At 69.1% G+C, this 15472-nt stretch carries 13 protein-coding genes and 1 pseudogene; 7 read left to right on the plus strand and 7 right to left on the minus strand.

What is annotated here, in order from left to right; all coding sequences use genetic code 11:
- Positions 1-178 precede the first annotated feature (178 nt).
- Both CXR04_RS06945 and CXR04_RS36380 read right to left on the minus strand, forming a co-directional pair.
- Complete coding sequence (locus CXR04_RS06945; protein WP_101421003.1) at positions 179-1867, minus strand: carbohydrate-binding module family 20 domain-containing protein; 1689 nt, start codon at positions 1865-1867, stop codon at positions 179-181.
- 480 nt (positions 1868-2347) lie between these two features.
- A complete protein-coding gene (locus CXR04_RS36380; protein WP_267898180.1) occupies positions 2348-2803 on the minus strand; it encodes a tetratricopeptide repeat protein in 456 nt (151 codons plus the stop codon).
- A gap of 43 nt (positions 2804-2846) precedes the next feature.
- On the opposite strand from CXR04_RS36380, the gene CXR04_RS06950 reads away from it, so the two are divergent.
- The gene (locus CXR04_RS06950) at positions 2847-3662 is read left to right on the plus strand and encodes an endonuclease I family protein (protein WP_101421004.1); all 816 of its coding nucleotides are present in this window, start codon (positions 2847-2849) and stop codon (positions 3660-3662) included.
- 36 nt (positions 3663-3698) lie between these two features.
- Here CXR04_RS06950 and CXR04_RS35645 read toward each other — a convergent pair.
- Positions 3699-4089, minus strand: a pseudogene (locus CXR04_RS35645) (ABC transporter ATP-binding protein); the annotation flags it as partial.
- 428 nt (positions 4090-4517) lie between these two features.
- Here CXR04_RS35645 and CXR04_RS06960 point away from each other — a divergent pair.
- Positions 4518-5927, plus strand: coding sequence for a putative T7SS-secreted protein (locus CXR04_RS06960; RefSeq protein WP_101421005.1), 1410 nt, complete (start codon positions 4518-4520; stop codon positions 5925-5927).
- Positions 5928-5932: 5 nt separating this feature from the next.
- Positions 5933-6739 (plus strand): hypothetical protein, encoded by an 807-nt coding sequence (locus CXR04_RS06965; protein WP_234380098.1) that lies wholly within the window; start codon positions 5933-5935, stop codon positions 6737-6739.
- Here the strand turns inward: CXR04_RS06965 and CXR04_RS06970 are convergent.
- Complete coding sequence (locus tag CXR04_RS06970) at positions 6700-7320, minus strand: hypothetical protein (RefSeq protein ID WP_101421006.1); 621 nt, start codon at positions 7318-7320, stop codon at positions 6700-6702. The two genes, CXR04_RS06965 and CXR04_RS06970, sit on opposite strands and share 40 nt — an antisense overlap.
- 12 nt (positions 7321-7332) lie before the next feature.
- The gene (locus CXR04_RS06975; RefSeq protein WP_199850407.1) at positions 7333-7626 is read right to left on the minus strand and encodes a hypothetical protein; all 294 of its coding nucleotides are present in this window, start codon (positions 7624-7626) and stop codon (positions 7333-7335) included.
- A gap of 615 nt (positions 7627-8241) precedes the next feature.
- On the opposite strand from CXR04_RS06975, the gene CXR04_RS36385 reads away from it, so the two are divergent.
- From CXR04_RS36385 to CXR04_RS06990, 4 genes are all read left to right on the plus strand, one after another.
- Positions 8242-8367, plus strand: a complete 126-nt coding sequence (locus CXR04_RS36385) for a hypothetical protein (protein ID WP_267898222.1) — start codon at positions 8242-8244, stop codon at positions 8365-8367.
- A 244-nt stretch (positions 8368-8611) separates the two neighbouring features.
- The gene (locus tag CXR04_RS06980; RefSeq protein ID WP_101421007.1) at positions 8612-9367 is read left to right on the plus strand and encodes an Atu4866 domain-containing protein; all 756 of its coding nucleotides are present in this window, start codon (positions 8612-8614) and stop codon (positions 9365-9367) included.
- Between the two features lie 126 nt (positions 9368-9493).
- Entirely contained in the window at positions 9494-10885 is a 1392-nt protein-coding gene (locus CXR04_RS06985; RefSeq protein ID WP_101421008.1) for an amidohydrolase family protein, read from the plus strand.
- Positions 10886-11125: 240 nt separating this feature from the next.
- Positions 11126-12721: a Na+/H+ antiporter gene (locus CXR04_RS06990; RefSeq protein WP_101421009.1), complete on the plus strand. Its 1596-nt coding sequence runs from the start codon at positions 11126-11128 to the stop codon at positions 12719-12721.
- Positions 12722-13617: 896 nt separating this feature from the next.
- Here the strand turns inward: CXR04_RS06990 and CXR04_RS06995 are convergent.
- Both CXR04_RS06995 and CXR04_RS07000 read right to left on the minus strand, forming a co-directional pair.
- A complete protein-coding gene (locus tag CXR04_RS06995) occupies positions 13618-14400 on the minus strand; it encodes an SDR family oxidoreductase (RefSeq protein WP_199850408.1) in 783 nt (260 codons plus the stop codon).
- 148 nt (positions 14401-14548) lie between these two features.
- Positions 14549-15388, minus strand: a complete 840-nt coding sequence (locus CXR04_RS07000) for an SDR family NAD(P)-dependent oxidoreductase (protein WP_101421011.1) — start codon at positions 15386-15388, stop codon at positions 14549-14551.
- Between the last annotated feature and the right edge of the window lie 84 nt (positions 15389-15472).

Consider the following 15472-nt stretch of genomic DNA (forward strand, 5'->3'; position numbering starts at 1 on the left):
GAGGAAGGTCGCGCCGCCGGCGGCCCGCCCGACTCCTTCGCCGCCCGGCGGCGCGCCGAAGCCTGGGAGCGGACGCTCGTCGCGGCCGGCGCCCCGGTGAGTCCGGCGGGCTGCGTACCGGCGCCTTGGGGCCGGTGCCCTCGGGTGGAGGGCACCGGCCGGTCGGGGGCCGGGGTTGTCAGTTGCGCCAGGTGTCGTTGAGTGTGAGGGAGCCGCCGGTGGGGACGGTGCCCTGGCGGTTGGAGCCGGATTCCCAGGTCACGCCGGTCTGGCCGTCCCAGCGGCGGAGGTACTTGTACTGGAACGTGGTTCCGGCCGGCAGGGAGAGCCGGTGCTGCCAGACGGGGTAGCTGTCACTGCTGAGCTTGATCGCCTGCGCGGGGTTCCAGTTGCCGAGCTGCGGGATGTTGCCGGCCACGTAGATGTTCTCGCCGGGCTGGGTGGTGGCGCTGACGTTGAAGGATGCGCCGCCGACCGGGTCGGGGTCGCCGCCGCCGTCGCAGTTTCGCGCACCGGTGTGCAGAGCCAGCGCGGTATTGGCGCCCAGGGTGGCGGTGAACTGACCGGAGCCGTCGACGGTCACGGCACGGTCGCTCTGGACGTCGCAGTAGGTGCCGGCGGCCAGGGAGGTCCGGAAGGTACGGGTGAGGGAACCCGACTCGTGGTTGATGGCCACGTAGCCCTGGCTGCCGCGGCCGAAGGCGATCGCGTCGCCCCCGTTGTCCCACCAGTCGGTGACCCCCTGGCCGCGGGCGGCGTTGCGGAAGCCGACCATGGACTCGATCTCGGGCCAGGCGTGCTGGCACTTCCAGCCGTCCTGGTAGCACGCGTTGACCGCGCCGTTGTTGGGCGGACCGGCGTCGTTGTTGCCGAACTCGTAGCCGGAGTGGACGTCGGGAGACCCGTAGGGCCAGGCCAGCATGAAGACGTTGGCCAGGGTGTAGTTGGCGCCGCTCTTGTAGCTGAGGGTGGAGCCGTTGCGCTCGGTGTCGTGGTTGTCGACGAAGACGGCGCTGCTGCCCGAGGGCATGTAGTTCCAGCCCTCGCCGAAGTTCTTCAGGTAGGCGAGGTTCTCGTTCTCGAAGACCCGCTTCAGGTCACGGCCGTAGCGGAACTCCTGGACGTCGCCGGTGCCCCGGTACTCGTCCGGCAGGATCGGCTCGCCGGCACCGAAGATCGCCTCCTGCTTCCAGTAGACGTTCGGGTTGGTGAGCCGGGATTTGATGTTGGCGAGGTCGCCGGCCGGGATGTGCTTGACCGCGTCGACGCGGAAGCCCGCCACGCCCAGGGAGAGCAGGTCGTTGAGGTAGCCGGCGATACGGCCCCGGACGTAGTCCTTGCCGGTGTTGAGGTCGGCCAGGCCCACCAGCTCGCAGTTCTGCACGTTGCCGCGGTCGCCGTAGTTGTCGCCGATCGGCCGGCGGCAGTCGTTGAAGTCCCAGTCGCTGTAGGGCGCGTCGGGGTAGTCGTACTTGGTGTAGTTCGAGCCCGCGGTGCCGGTGCCGGAGCCGGCGGACATGTGGTTGATCACCGCGTCCACCACGACGCCGACCCCCGCGTCGCGGCAGGTGCCGACCATGTTGCGGAACTGGTCGCGATTGCCCAGGCGGCTTTCGATGCGGTAGCTGACGGGCTGGTAGGCGGTCCACCACTGGCCGCCCTGGATCTGCTCCTGGGGCGGGGAGACCTGGACGTAGCCGTAGCCGGCCGGACCCAGGCGCTGGGTACATTCGCGGGCGATGGAGTCGAACCGCCAGTTGAACATCACCGCGGTGACGTCCTTGGACCCGGGCGGTGCCGCCTGGGCCGTGGGGGTCGTGACGGTCATCGAGAGGACGCTGCCGGAGACGGCGATCAGGCCGGCCATGAACGCGCCGATGGACCTCTTCCAGCCTGGAGTTCCGTGTCTGCGTTGACGACGAGCGAACAAGACTCCTCCTGGGAGTGGACGGGTTGAGGCCGCGAAGGCAACGCGCCATGCCCGACAGCCCGGGGGCACATCTTGCAATCTTTCTGCAAGAGATTGCACAAGAGAACGTAGAGCCGCCCCCGAAGCCGGTCAAGGGTTCTGACGCGTTCCCCGAACACGGGCCGCCGAGCCGGCGCCCGCGCCCGCGAACGCGGCGGAATCCCGACGGCAGTTGGCCGCGGGCCTGGACACCGGACCGACCGCCTCCCGCCCCGGACCAGCAGTAAACGGCCGCCACCTGGGAGAAGGCATCGAGGCACCGCCCCGCTGCCGACTTCTCCCTTGAACGTGCAGATCCTGCCGGGGTCGAGACCGCACGGCGCGGGCCAACGCGGGGATCACCGCAAGAGATTGCAGACACCACGGCAGACCGGTGACTCAGCTCTTCTCCTGCGGCTCCTCGTTCGTCTGCTGCACGCCGTCCAGATCATCGGCGTAGTGCTCGATCGCCCGCTGATAGTCCTGCACCCGGGGGTCGCTGCTGATGGCGGTCAGCGTCTTCAGCAGCAGCCGAACCGCCTCGCGGCCTTCGCCCTCGTTGTACAGAGCCATGGCCAGGAAAACCTGTAGCCGCTGTCTGCCCAGTCCATCGGGCCTGAAGAAGACGGCGGCGTGTTTCTCACCGACGCCGGGGCGCGGCCCGTCGCCGGCAGCCAGGCGGCCTGCATTCCGGCCTCGGCGGGCCCCCGCACGTCCTTCTCCGGGTCGTCCCCCACGAAAGGACCCGTACGCTACGCGCGGCCACCTGCGGGTACGTACTTGAAGCCAACTGCGCGTGCTGTCACGCTCGTTGGAGGTCCGGCACCCGGCCGGCCCACGTGCCGTGCCCCCCACACCCGGCAGCGGCAGGTGTCAACTCCCGGAGAGAGGTCCTTCCGTGGACACGTCCCGAATATCGCGCGCCGCGCTGATCTCCGCCGTGGCTCTGGCCGCGGCGGCCACCGGTACGCTGCCCTCCGTCGCGGCAACGCCCGCCGAACCCGCGACGTCCTCCGTCGCCGCGTACGACGACACGTACTACAAGGACGCGCTCGGCAAGGAGGGCGACGAGCTCAAGAGCGCCCTGCACACGATCATCAGCGACCAGACCAAGATCTCATACAGCCAGGTCTGGGACGCACTCATGGAGACTGACGAGGACCCGGCGAACCCGGACAACGTCATCCTCCTCTACAGCGGTTACTCGCAGAGCAAGGACTCCAACGGCGGCAACGCCGACGACTGGAACCGCGAGCACGTCTGGGCCAAGAGCCACGGCGACTTCGGTACCTCGACCGGTCCGGGCACCGATGTGCACCACCTGCGCCCCACAGACGTGACGGTCAACAGCACCCGCGGGAACAAGGACTTCGACTACGGCGGCAGCCCGGTCGACCAGGCCCCGGGGAGCTTCAGCGACGACGACTCCTTCGAGCCCCGCGACGAGGTCAAGGGCGACGTCGCCCGCATGATCCTCTACATGGCCGTTCGCTACGACGGCGACGACGGCTTCGCCGACCTGGAGCCCAACGAACAGGTCAACAACGGCTCGTCGCCTGCCATCGGCAAGCTCTCGGTCCTCAAGGAGTGGAACGCCGAGGACCCGCCGAGCGACTTCGAAAAGAACCGCAACCAGGTGATCTTCGACCAGATCCAGCACAACCGGAACCCGTTCATCGACCACCCGGAGTGGGTCGACTCGATCTGGCCGTAACGATCCCCCAAGCCGTGACCGTGCGGTAGCGGGCCCGGCGGGCAGGTCCACCGGCATCGTCTCGATGATCCGGCCCGGGCGGGCGCTCGTCGCCTCGACCCGGGTGCCGAGGCAGACTGCCTCCGAGATGGAGTGGGTGACCAGCACGATGGTCGTGCCCGTCTCCGGCCAGATGCGGTTCAGCTCGACGTTCAGGTGCTCCCGCGTCAGCGCGTCCAGCGCGCCGAACGGCTCGTCGAGCAGCAGCACCGGCGGCTCGTGCAGCAGCGCGCGACAGGGCGACGCGCTGCTGCATGCCGCCGGACAGCTCGTACGGCAGGGCGTCCTCGAATGCCTTCAGGCCCGTCAGCTCGATCAGCCCGCCGGCCCGGCGCGCCGCGGTCTGCTTGTCCATGCCTCGCATCTCGGCCTGGAGCAGGATGTTCTTCCGCACCCCGAGGGAACTGCTTCTGTTCTCAACACTCACGTTCTCCACTGCCTTGACCGGGATCAACGAGCGTCGAATGAGCGTCGGGATGCCTCGGAGAGCGTCATTTCAGGGTCAGGATATTGCCCATAGCCGCGCGGGTGCCGAGGTCAACACCGGCAGGCTTCCCGAGCACATCTACCGCGTGAAGTGTGCTGAGCAAGAACGCGGAGCCGCAGCGGCACGTATGCCCGGAGCGACCACCTGCCTTCGCTCTGATCGCACCACCGCCCCGCAAGAACCACCGCGACCTCATCTACTCCGCCCACCACCAGGCCGGAGTCACCATGCTCAACGGGCACCGCCGGCGCGGAACCGAACGAGCGGGTAATGGCGTGCTGTTCACCGAGGCATCAGGTCTGTTCAGGCGGTGACTGCTGGGAGGGCGTGTGAGTACCGAGAGGGACTTTCCCCATCTGGGCTTCGACCCGGCCCCGGGTGATCTCGACGACCTGTCGACGCTGGTGTCGCTGGTGGGGAGGGTGAGCGGAGAGGGTAACTCCGCGCACACCGAGGTCAACAAGATCGGCGCCTCGGACGGCATCTGGGTCGGGAAGGCCGCCGACAAGTTCGGTGAGAGCGTCTCCGAGATACCGCCCTATTTGAAGAAGGCACTGGGTTCCCTCGACGAAGCACACCGGGCGCTCTCGTCATGGCACACGAGCCTGGCCCGCTTCCAGGCAACGGCCCGCCGCCTGGAGAGCGAAGCCGCGGATGCCGCCGGGCGGGTGAGTACGGCCCAGGGGGCGGTGGACGGTCTGCCGGCGGACACCGAGGGCATGTCCGACCGGGAGAAGGAAGACCACGAGAAGGAGCAGAAGGGCAAGAAGCGGACGCTGAGCGATGCGCAGGGTGAGCTGGAGGACGTTCGTACCCGTGCGCGCACGCTGAACGGTGAGTTCAATACTGAGGCCCGGTCCGCCGCCGGAAGGCTCCGGGAAGCCGCGGACGACGCCCCGCCGAAGCCCAACTGGTTCGAGCGGAGGATCAACGATCTCGGCAACATGCTGGAGAACGCCTTCGCCTCGATCACGGATCCCGACTTCTGGAAGGCCATCGGGGACTTCCTGGCCGATGCCGCGATGGTGGTCGGAATCCTGGCCCTCCTCGGCGTGCCCGGGCTCGGCTGGATCGGCCTCGCCCTGGCGGGTGGCGCGCTGCTGTTCCATGGGGCTGCCTTCCTCGGCGGCGCGGAGGGCGTGACGTGGCAGACCCTCGCCTGGGACGCGGCCGGGGTCTTCGCGGGGTTCCGCGCGGTGAAGGGGATGCGGCTGGCGAAGGCGGGCAAGGACCTCAAGAGTGCCGGCACCACCATCAGGACCCTGGGAACGGACAGCCTCAACGCGGCGAAGACCCTCAAGAACACAGCCGGCTTCAAGGCCATGGCGTCCAGCTTCATGCGCAAGCCGTGGAAGGTGAAGGAAGGGCTCCAGGGGCTGCGTACCGGCGCGCAGAACTCCCTGCAGGCGTTCCGGGAGATGCGGCAGTCGTACCGCTGGATCGGCAAGGGGGACAGCATGATCCGCCAGGGTGAGTCGATGATCTCGTCGGGACGGCTGAAGGACCTGAGGTGGACGCAGGGCGGTGTCGGCCTGTCCGGTGGTTCCAACATCAACGGCCGGTACTTCTTCGAGGACGGAGCGCCCTGGTACGGAGACTGGAACACGGGCGACATCCCCCTGGTCGGTACGGCGCCGAAAGTGTGGGATTTCGTGGAGCCCGACCGGGATCTCAACCGGCCGCTCGCGTCTGCCGGCACTACCTTCGACAGCGGGATATCCCCCGGGGCAGGGGGGTGACCCGCATGAGCGGCAAGCCGGCCCCGCAGGGGCCCGTACCGGAGAACGTCCGCTACGCCTTCCGTTACGAACTGCCCGGCGCCTTCGTGCACATCCGGGATCCGATCCGGCTCGACGGCTGGCAGGAGGCGGCCGTGAAGCTGCTCCCCGCGGCGGACGAGGCGGAACGCACCGCGTACGCCCGGCAGATGCTGCGGAGCCTGCCCACGCTCCTCGTGGCCGAGGAGACCCTGGTGGACGTGGCGGTGTGCCTGGGGATCGAGGATTCCGACGACGGCTACCGGCTCTCCCAGGGCCTGCTGGCCGTCTCCGCCCGCCCGAGCCGGCACGGCGACCGCCTGCTGGCCGCGGAGGGCATCTACCGCGCAAAGGAGCAGGCCCTCTTCGCCGGGGAGCGGGACCTGACCGAGATCGACCTCCCACGGGCGAAAGGCCGGCAGGGCACGAAGGACACACTGCTCGCCGTGCACCTGCCCTGCGGCCCCGGGGTGATGTCGGCGTCAGTGCGCGCGGTCCGATCGGCGGACATCGCCGCGTCACTGCAGGACGGGGACGCACCACCGGCCGGCAGCCCGGCGATGGCACCCGAAACCGTTTCCCTCGCCGCGCTCCAACTGATCATCCCGGCACCTGACGACTACGTCGTGTACGTCACGATCTCCACGCCCTGCGTCGACCTGCTGACGGCGTACACCGAACGGCTCTCCGCCATCGGCCGGACCTTCACCTTCGACACCCCGGAAGAGCAGGACGCCGGGGGAAGCGAGACGGCTCAGCGCTCCGGCAGTGCCGTAGCCGGCGGAGGCCACTGAATCCCCTCGCGGGCCAGCAGCCGCAGGTACGACGCACGGCGCCTGCGCATGAACACCTTCGAGAACACGATCAGCAGGATCAGCGCCGCGGCGAGACCGCCCGCGGCGACGAACACCAGCGGCTCACCGACACCCCCGCTCACCAGAACGGCCACCATCACGACCGCGAAGACCTTGAAAGCCAGCCCCCGCACCGGCTCCCGCCCCACCACACCGAAGTAGTCGGCCTTGATCCGGGCGTGCAGCAGCCGGACCTCACGCCGGGCAGGCCCGCGGGCGATCAGCGGTACGGGCCACGGGTACATGCCCGGGAGCCGGCCGCCCCGGAGTGCGCCGGGATAGTCGCGGCCGGTGCGCTCGGCGCGGCGGCGGGCGTCGGGGAGACGGCGGAACGTGTGCAGCGGCGGCCGCAGATCGGCGGGGACGCCGGTGGCGAGCCCGGCATAGCGGTAGCCGAACTGCTCTGCGCAGTAGGCGAACTTGGCGAAGAGCCAGACCGACGGCCACGGGATCGGCGTGCTGAACTCCCCGAGCGCGTCGCCCTCCTCCAGCATCTTGCGCAGGTATCGTCGCATCCGCATGACGGCTCCCGCTCAGCCGCCCTTGCCCATCAGCTCGTTGTAGAGCTTCTCGTCCAGCTTTGCGAACTCGTCGGCCGCAGTGTTGGTGAACGACGACACGCCCTTGGTCATCTTCGAGAGCTGGCCGAAACCGTAGTCCCAGGATCCGGCGAAGTCGTCGCACGCGGCGTGGAGTTCCTCGTGCCCAATCCTGCTGGCGTCGGCCCGGGTCATTTCCTTCGAGGCGCTCTTCATCCGGCTACCGCTCTCCTCCAGAGTGCGGGCCATCTCCCTGACCTCGTCGTAGGCGAACCTCAGAAACGACAACAGACGCTCCCCTCAGCCCTCACCGAAGACCCTCCCGCCACCGTACCAGCGGCCTGTCGGCCCGTGTACGACCGAAACCGCCGCCGCAGCGGGGCGTCTGGCCAGTTGCGGGCGACCCCGGGGCGCGTGCGTGTCCTGCTGACATCGCCGCCGTTCATGACGAGGCAGGAGGTCTCGGTTGCCTGCCTTCCGATGGACACGGCGTCGTCCAGCTCGCAGCTCTGACTCGGCCGTTGCTGACCACTCCGCCGATCCGGCTCGGCTTCGGGGCCACCGCCCCCGTCGGTGCACTGGCCCCCACCCTGTAGGGACCGAGTCGTGTCAGGCCGCCTTTTCGGTCCTCACCAGCACTGCCACGCTCCCCCGGAGCCCACCACGAGCAGAACACCGAACTCCCTATCCACACCGCGACGGTCTCCCCTGCACGCAGCTGTACGGGACGCTCCGACAGCGGAACAACCAGGTCCTACTGAGCAATCGCGGGCGCGAAGGCTCGACGGCCACCGCCTCGACAGCTCCCGGCCCGCCCTGCGGGACCGTAGACCTTGCCAGTTGAAGGTCCACAACAGCACGGAACACGATCTTGATACGGAGCGAGACGAGGGAGAAGCCAGGGTGCTTGACCGAATACGCCGCCGGGTGGTCCAGCCGAGCGACGCCGAGCGCCCGTCCCACGCGGTGGACGGCTTCCTCCCTCCCGAGCTGCGGGTGCCAGCCACGACCAACTCGACGGCCGGATGATGCCCTGGAAGCAGCCGCTCGTCCTCAACGACGAGATGGTGACCGTGCCGGGTGTGGATGAGCGGCGGGGCGGATCGTGGGTGCCGGACACCTGGGATAACGGCGGCCTGGTTCCGGTGCCACCGTACGACGAACCTGGTGGTCGGGCAGCCGCTGTAGCTGCCGGACTCTCGCCTCGGGTCTCCACCGGCACTCACGACGCTCGGTAGGGACGCGACGAGGCGACTCCACCGAGGAGCACGCAATGAGCATCACCGACACCGGCACCGTGGGCTGGAACCCCGAGGCCCTCGACGAGATCCTCGCGAACGGCGAGGGACGTCCCGTCATGTTCACCAACGCCCGCATCCTGACGATGGACCCGCTGATCGGGACCGTGTCCGGCGCCGACCTCCTGTTCGTCGGCTCCCTGGTCGTAGGGGTCGGCCCCGCCATCATCAGCGCGGCCGGCGACGACAACGCCATCGTCGTCGACTGCACCGGCATGACCATCGCCCCCGCCGTCGTCGACACCGCCGCACTGACCGGCGGCCGCGGACAGCGCTCCGAGTACGTCGCCACCCTCACTCCCGGCAACAGCACCGACTTCCTCGTCGTCCCCGACGAGGACGGCACGGACGTGCCCGCCGCCCTGGCCACCCTCTTCTCCCGGCCCCAGCAGGTCCGCGCCCTGATCGCGGCAGGCCGCCCCGTGCTGTGGGCCGGCGCCGACGCCCCCGGCCGGGCCACTGCTCCCCAGGCCGGCATCCCCGCCTCTCCCGACCTCACCGGCAGCCCCCGCGTAGGCGTCTGGATCGACGTCGAGGGCTTCCTCCACCAGAGGCTCACCGCCGACGGCCGCTACGACGAGACCCGCGGCGGACGCCCCCACGCCTACCAGGGCCGCTACTGGATCGACGGCGACCGCATCGACTACCTCGACGACCTCGGCTTCTGGGCCTACGGCGCATTCGACGACGACGAACTCCACCACGCCGGCTACGTCATGAGACTCGGCTGACCCACACACGACATGAAACGGCGACGTCATCGCCGTAGCGGCCGCAGCGGGGGCGGTGTTCGAGCTGCCTCAGCCCGCCCGGCAGCCCATCACCTCCCTCTCCGGCATACGAAAGGAAGACCTCTCATGAACGTCAACGACACGACCAGCCCAGCCGTGCTCGAACAGCTCCGGCGTCTCCCCGCCGACCGGCGGCGCATCCTCTTCACCGGCGCGACCGTCGTCACCATGGACCCCGGCCTCGGGATCATCGAGCGCGGCGACGTTCTCATCGAGGGCGACACGATCGCTACGGTCGGCCGTGAGCTGGACGCGAGGGACGCCGTGGTCGTCGATGCCACCGGTACGATCCTCGCCCCCGGCTTCGTCGACACGCACCGGCACGCCTGGGAGGCCCAGTTGCGCCGGATCATGCCGGATGTCGACGACCTCGGCGCCTACGTCACGGCCACCCTGGCCGGCTACGCCACGGTCTACCGGCCCGAGGACATGTACATCGGCACCAGACTGGCCGCGCTGACCGCGATCGACAGTGGTATCACGACCATGCTCGACTTCTCCCACAACTCTCGCACCCGCGAGCACTCCGATGCCGCGATCGAGGCCCTCGCCGACGCCGGTATCCGCGGCGTGCACGCCTCCATGGGGCCGCACTTCGGCGAGTGGGACCGGCAGTGGCCCGGCGACCTGACCCGTATCAAGAGCCGGTACTTCAACGGCGACGACCAGTTGCTCACGCTGCGCCTGGCGACCCTGGCCACCGACGAGATCGCCGGACCCGCGCTCGCCTACGGTCCCGACCTCGCCCGTGTCGCCGCCGACTTGGGCGTAGGCGTGAGCGTGGACGCCGTGTTCGGCTTGTCCGGCTCCGAGGCGGTCCTGCGCTGGGCCAAGGACGGCATCCTCGGCCCCGACGTCACCCTCATCCACGCCACCGGACTGACCTCCGACGCCTGGAAGGCGATGGGCGAGACCGGCACGACCGTGGCCCTAGCCCCGACCTCCGACGCGCAGATCGGCCTGGAGACCGCGGTCCCCGCCGTCGACGAGGCGCTCGCCGTCGGCATCCGCCCCGGACTGAGCATCGACGTCGAAGTCGCCCTGGCCAGCGACATGTTCACGCAGATGCGGGCCCTGCACGCCATCCAGCGCATGCGCGCCGTCAACGCCGTCTACGGAACCGGCGGGCAGCCGTCACGCATCACCACCCACGACGTCCTCGACTTCGCCACCCTCCAGGGCGCCCACGCCAACGGCCTCGCCGGCGTCACCGGCTCCCTCACCCCGGGCAAGAAGGCCGACCTGCTGGTCATCCGGGCCGAGGACCTCAACAACATGCCGCTCAACGACCCGATCGGGACGATCGTGCTGGGCTCCGACGCCCGCAACGTCAGCGCCGTCCTCGTCAACGGCGAACCCCGCAAATGGGACGGACGGGTTCTCGACGTCGACCTGGCCGCCCTGCGCGACGAGGTGCACGCCTCGCGCGCGTACGTACTGCACACCCCGGTCGCCTGACCACCGCCCCCGCCACCAGCGCCCCTCGCGAGTGAACCCACGGACCCGCCCGTCAACGCACGGGCCGTCTGACGGGCCTGGCGGCGGAGGGCGAAGCTCGACGTCCGCTTCAACGCAGCCCTCGATCCCACCTTCGTCACCGGAATCCGACGAACGCAGCTCCTGAGAACGCCGGTGGCCGCGGCCGCAGGGCCTCACCTCTGATGACGGCAGGGACGCGTGCTCGGCAGAGGTATCGATATGGAAAGCCTGGAATTGATCGTTGTCGTCGCCATCGGTGTCCTGTCGATGGGGTGGCTCTCGCGCCGCACGGGCGTGAGTGAGCCTCTGCTGCTGCTCGGCGCGGGCTGCCTCGTGGGACTGACACCGTCCTTCGCCTCGTTCGCGCTGTCTCCCGACGTCGTCCTGTTCCTCTTTCTGCCCGCCCTGCTGTACTGGGAGGCACTGACCTCCTCTACGCGCGAGATCCGCACCAACTTCCGCAGCATCGCCCTTCAGTCCACCGGGCTGGTCCTGGTCACCGCTGTCGCCGTAGCCGCCGTCGCCCACGCGCTGGGCTACGACTGGCCCATCGCCTTCGTCCTCGGCGCCGTCCTGGCCCCCACCGACGCCGCGGCCGTCTCCGCGGTGGCCAAGGCGATGCCGCGCCGCATCCTGACCGTGCTGCGCACCGAAAGCCTGCTCAACGATGGGACCGCACTGGTCCTGCTGGCGGTGACCATCGAGGTTGCCACCGACGAGCGGCCCTTCTCGTGGTCCGGCACGACGATCGCCTTCGCCGAGTCCTACGCCGGCGGAATCTTGATCGGTGCCGCCATCGCGCTGCTCCTGGTCCCCATCCGGCTCAGGCTGCCCGAACCGCTGCTGCACAGTGTGCTGAGCGTTGCCACGCCTTTCCTGGCCTACCTGCCGGCCGAGCTCCTGCACGTGTCCGGGGTCCTCGCCGTCGTCACCGCCGGCCTTGTCACCTCGCGGTTCGGCCCTCGCGTCATCGGTTCCGGCGCCCGCGTCCAGGCCATCGCCTTCTGGGAAGTGGCCAGCTACCTGCTCAACAGCTCGCTGTTCCTCCTCGTCGGCATCCAACTGCCCGCCGCAGTCACGGCTTTGACTTCAGTCACCCTGGCGCAGGCGACGATCACCGGCATCACCGTGAGTGTCGCGGTGTTCGGGACCCGGCTGGCGTGGTTCTACTCGATCCCCTATCTGGTCAGGTTGCTAGACCGGCGTCCTCAGCAGCGGGAGCGCCGTATCAACGCCTCACAGCGCCTGCCTCTGGCGTGGGCGGGGATGCGTGGCGCCATCTCCCTGGCAGCCGCACTGACCGTGCCCGTCGCGACCACCGAGGGACATACGGTCGGGCAACGCGACGCCGTCGTGTTCATCACGGCCGTCGTCATCGTTGTCACGCTGACGCTCCTCGGTCCCTCGCTGCCTGCCGTGGTCCGCCGGGCGCGCTTCCCCGAGGACGAGGACAAGGCCGCTGAACTCGCCCTCGCCCACGGCCACATGAGCAGTGCCGCGCTGCGGGCCCTGCCGGAGCTGGCACAGAGATTCGAGATCCCCGAAGCGGACACCCTCCGCATCGTCCAGGACATCGAAGACCACACAGCCGCCGCACCCGGCACCGCGCGCCGGCGCGAGCGCGTGCGACGACTCGAACTCGCCCTGCTCCAGGTCAAGCGCGCCACGCTCACCGGCCTGCGTGACGCCGACCGCATCGACGACATCGTCCTGCGCACCCTTCAGGAACGACTCGATGCGGAGGAGCTTCGCCTGGCCAGGGAGCTGAACCACCCAATGGCAGAGACTTTCCGGGACGACCCCGAGCACTCATAGGACTTTGTCCGGTCGATCTTGTGAGGTGCCAGATGGTGGGGACTGCCGCGGTGGAGGCGCCCAGGTAGAGGTCGCCACGCTTGTCGTAGCGGGTCGCCACGCCCGATGCTGCTTGAGCTGGTTGAGGGTTCGCTCGACGGTGTCGCGTTTCTCATACCGCTCTTCGTCACAGCCGGGCGGCCGCCCACCGCGTGAGCCTGTTCGCTGGCGGGCGGTTTGGCTGCCGGTCTTCGCCGGGATCGCGTGCCGGATGCCCTTGCGCTGCAGGTACCCGCCGCTGCGTGCGGCCCAGGCCCCCACCTCCCGCACCAATTCCGCCAGACGGGGGGGCGGGCTTGGCCACGTCATTTCGCCGTGGCGTTCCAGCCCCTCGGCCAACCCTGAGGCGGTAGACGGCAGTGGGTCGTTGCCAGCCATCGTGGCCCGTCATCGCCGAGCAACCCGACATCCTCGTCCGGAAAAGTCCGACAAGACAACGAGGCCCCGAGCAACCTGCCGACCTCTAGCCTGCGAACGTTCTGAACCAGGGTGCCCAACGACCGGGAGCCGGGGCTGAACAGGTGCTTGTACCAGAGCGTCCCACGAGGCCGCGGCCCGTCTCTCACGGCTCGACGAACGTACCCCAACACCCGGAGGCAATCGTCCGCCCACCGAGGAAAAGGACGGTCGCACCCTCGGCGTCGCCTCTGGTGCACCCGCGCACGCCGAGTTTCTGCTTCCCCGTTCATGCCCGGCTGTCGCGCGCATCTGGCAGACAGCCGTGATCACACCTGTGCGCCGGGCCGCCAAGCCTCGGAGAGTACCGGCAACCGTCCGGTCTCCCGTCTGTCCCAACGCGCCATGGCGGGGGAGGAACAGCGTGACGCTGCTCCTCCCCCGCCATGGCGGGACGGATTTCAGATGGCCTGGGCGGTGGGCATGATGGTGATCTCGGTGAGGTTGACGTGGCGCGGGACAGCGGCCATGAAGGCGACGGTTTCCGCGATGTCGGCGCTCTCAAGGACGTCGATGTCGTGGATGAGGTCGGCCATCAGCTTGGAGGCGTCGGGGTCGGTGACGTGGTCGGGGAGTTCGGTGTCGACCATGCCGGGTTCGATGGTGGCCACGCGGACCATCTTCGGGCCGAGTTCGACGCGGAGCAGCCGGGTGAGGTGGCTGATGTACGCCTTGGTGCCGGAGTAGATGGAGAACTTCTCCAGGATGCGGGTGGCCGCGATGGACGAGGTGTTGATCAGGTCGGTGGGCTTGCCGCGGGCGGCGGAGTCCGTCAGGTGCGGGAGGAAGGCGGCGATGACGTTCATCAGACCGGTGATGTTGAGGTCGATCTGGCGCTGCCACTCGTCGACCTTGAGTTCCTCGATGCCGGAGATGAGCTGGACGCCCGCGTTGTTGAACACGAGGTCGGCCTTGCCGAAGCGGGCGGCGACCTGGTCGGCGGCGCTCTGGACGGCGTCGCGGTCGGTGACGTCGACGGCCAGGGCGAGCGCGGTGCCGCCGGCGGCCTCGATGTCCTTGACCAGGCTGTCGAGGCGCTCCTTGCGCCGGGCCAGTACGACCACGGTGGCGCCGAGTTCGGCGAGGCGCCGGGCGGTGACGGCGCCCATGCCGCTGGAGGCGCCGGAGACGACGGCGACGCGGCCGTCCAGAGGCGTGCCGGTGAGCAGAGCAGCAGACATCACAAAACCTCAATCTGTTTGACCGGGAGGCCCGGAGGTGGGGAGAGGGGCCAGGGTGGTGAGGCACCCGGCCGGCCGGAGCGTTTGCCCGGTCGGCCGTGCTGTCGGAGAGGGCCGCGGGCACCGAAGGCGACGGCCCGGGCGGGAGGTCTCAGGCGGCGTCGTCGTGGGCGGTGGCGGCGGACTTCTCGCGCCACGGGGCGAGGTCGTCCTGCACCTGCCGGTACTTGACGTCCAGCCGCTCCAGGGTGTCGCGCCCGACGTAGAGGTGGGTGGGCGGCTTCTCGGCGGAGGCCGCCTCCACGATGAGCGCGGCGCCCTTGACGGGGTCGCCGAGCTGGGCGTGGTTGGCCCGGTCGATCCAGTCCAGCGTCACGTGCGCGGGCGTGCCGTCGTATTCGGCGATGCGGTCCGCGGCGACCGACAGGGAACTGCCGTCGAGGAAGTCGGTACGGAACACACCCGGCTCGACCACCATCGACTGGATCCCGAACGGGGCCATCTCGGCGGAGAGCGCCTCGCTGATGCCCGCGACGGCGAACTTCGACGCGCAGTACAGGCTGACACCGGGCTCGCCCTCGAAACCGGAGCGGGAACCGATGTGCACCAGCCGGCCCGAGCCCTGATTGCGCATGACGGGCAGCACGGCGCGGGTCACGTTGATCAGGCCGAACACGTTCAGGTCGAACAGCGACCGGGCCTCCGCGTCGGTGATCTCCTCCAGCGCGCCGAGCAGTCCGCGGCCGGCGTTGTTCACCAGCACGTCGATGCCGCCGAACCGCTCCACGGCGGCCTCGACCGCCTTCGGGATGCTGTCCTGGTCCGTCACGTCGAGGGCGACCGCGAAGACCTTGTCCGAGTTCTTCAGATCGTCCGGCACACGCTCCGGGTTCCGTACGGCGACCACGACGTCGTTTCCGCCTGCCAGAGCGGCGCGGGCGATTTCCGCACCTATGCCGCGGGAGGCACCGGTGACAAACCACGTAGCCATGGGGATAACCTCTTTCTTCGTTTACCCTTTTCGGGGATTTCCTGTTGCCGTATTCGAGTGTGCCCGTCGGCTACGGAGCTATGA

The organism is Streptomyces sp. CMB-StM0423, assembly GCF_002847285.1.
GTDB lineage: Bacteria > Actinomycetota > Actinomycetes > Streptomycetales > Streptomycetaceae > Streptomyces.

What these genes read in the sequence shown, in the direction of transcription:
- CXR04_RS06990 (WP_101421009.1), top strand. Translation starts at nt 11,126, where the DNA reads ATGGAAAGCCTGGAATTGATCGTTGTCGTCGCCATCGGTGTCCTGTCG.
- CXR04_RS06970 (WP_101421006.1), bottom strand. Translation starts at nt 7,320, where the DNA reads ATGCGGATGCGACGATACCTGCGCAAGATGCTGGAGGAGGGCGACGCG.
- CXR04_RS07000 (WP_101421011.1), bottom strand. Translation starts at nt 15,388, where the DNA reads ATGGCTACGTGGTTTGTCACCGGTGCCTCCCGCGGCATAGGTGCGGAA.
- CXR04_RS06965 (WP_234380098.1), top strand. Translation starts at nt 5,933, where the DNA reads ATGAGCGGCAAGCCGGCCCCGCAGGGGCCCGTACCGGAGAACGTCCGC.
- CXR04_RS06945 (WP_101421003.1), bottom strand. Translation starts at nt 1,867, where the DNA reads ATGGCCGGCCTGATCGCCGTCTCCGGCAGCGTCCTCTCGATGACCGTC.
- CXR04_RS06980 (WP_101421007.1), top strand. Translation starts at nt 8,612, where the DNA reads ATGAGCATCACCGACACCGGCACCGTGGGCTGGAACCCCGAGGCCCTC.
- CXR04_RS06985 (WP_101421008.1), top strand. Translation starts at nt 9,494, where the DNA reads ATGAACGTCAACGACACGACCAGCCCAGCCGTGCTCGAACAGCTCCGG.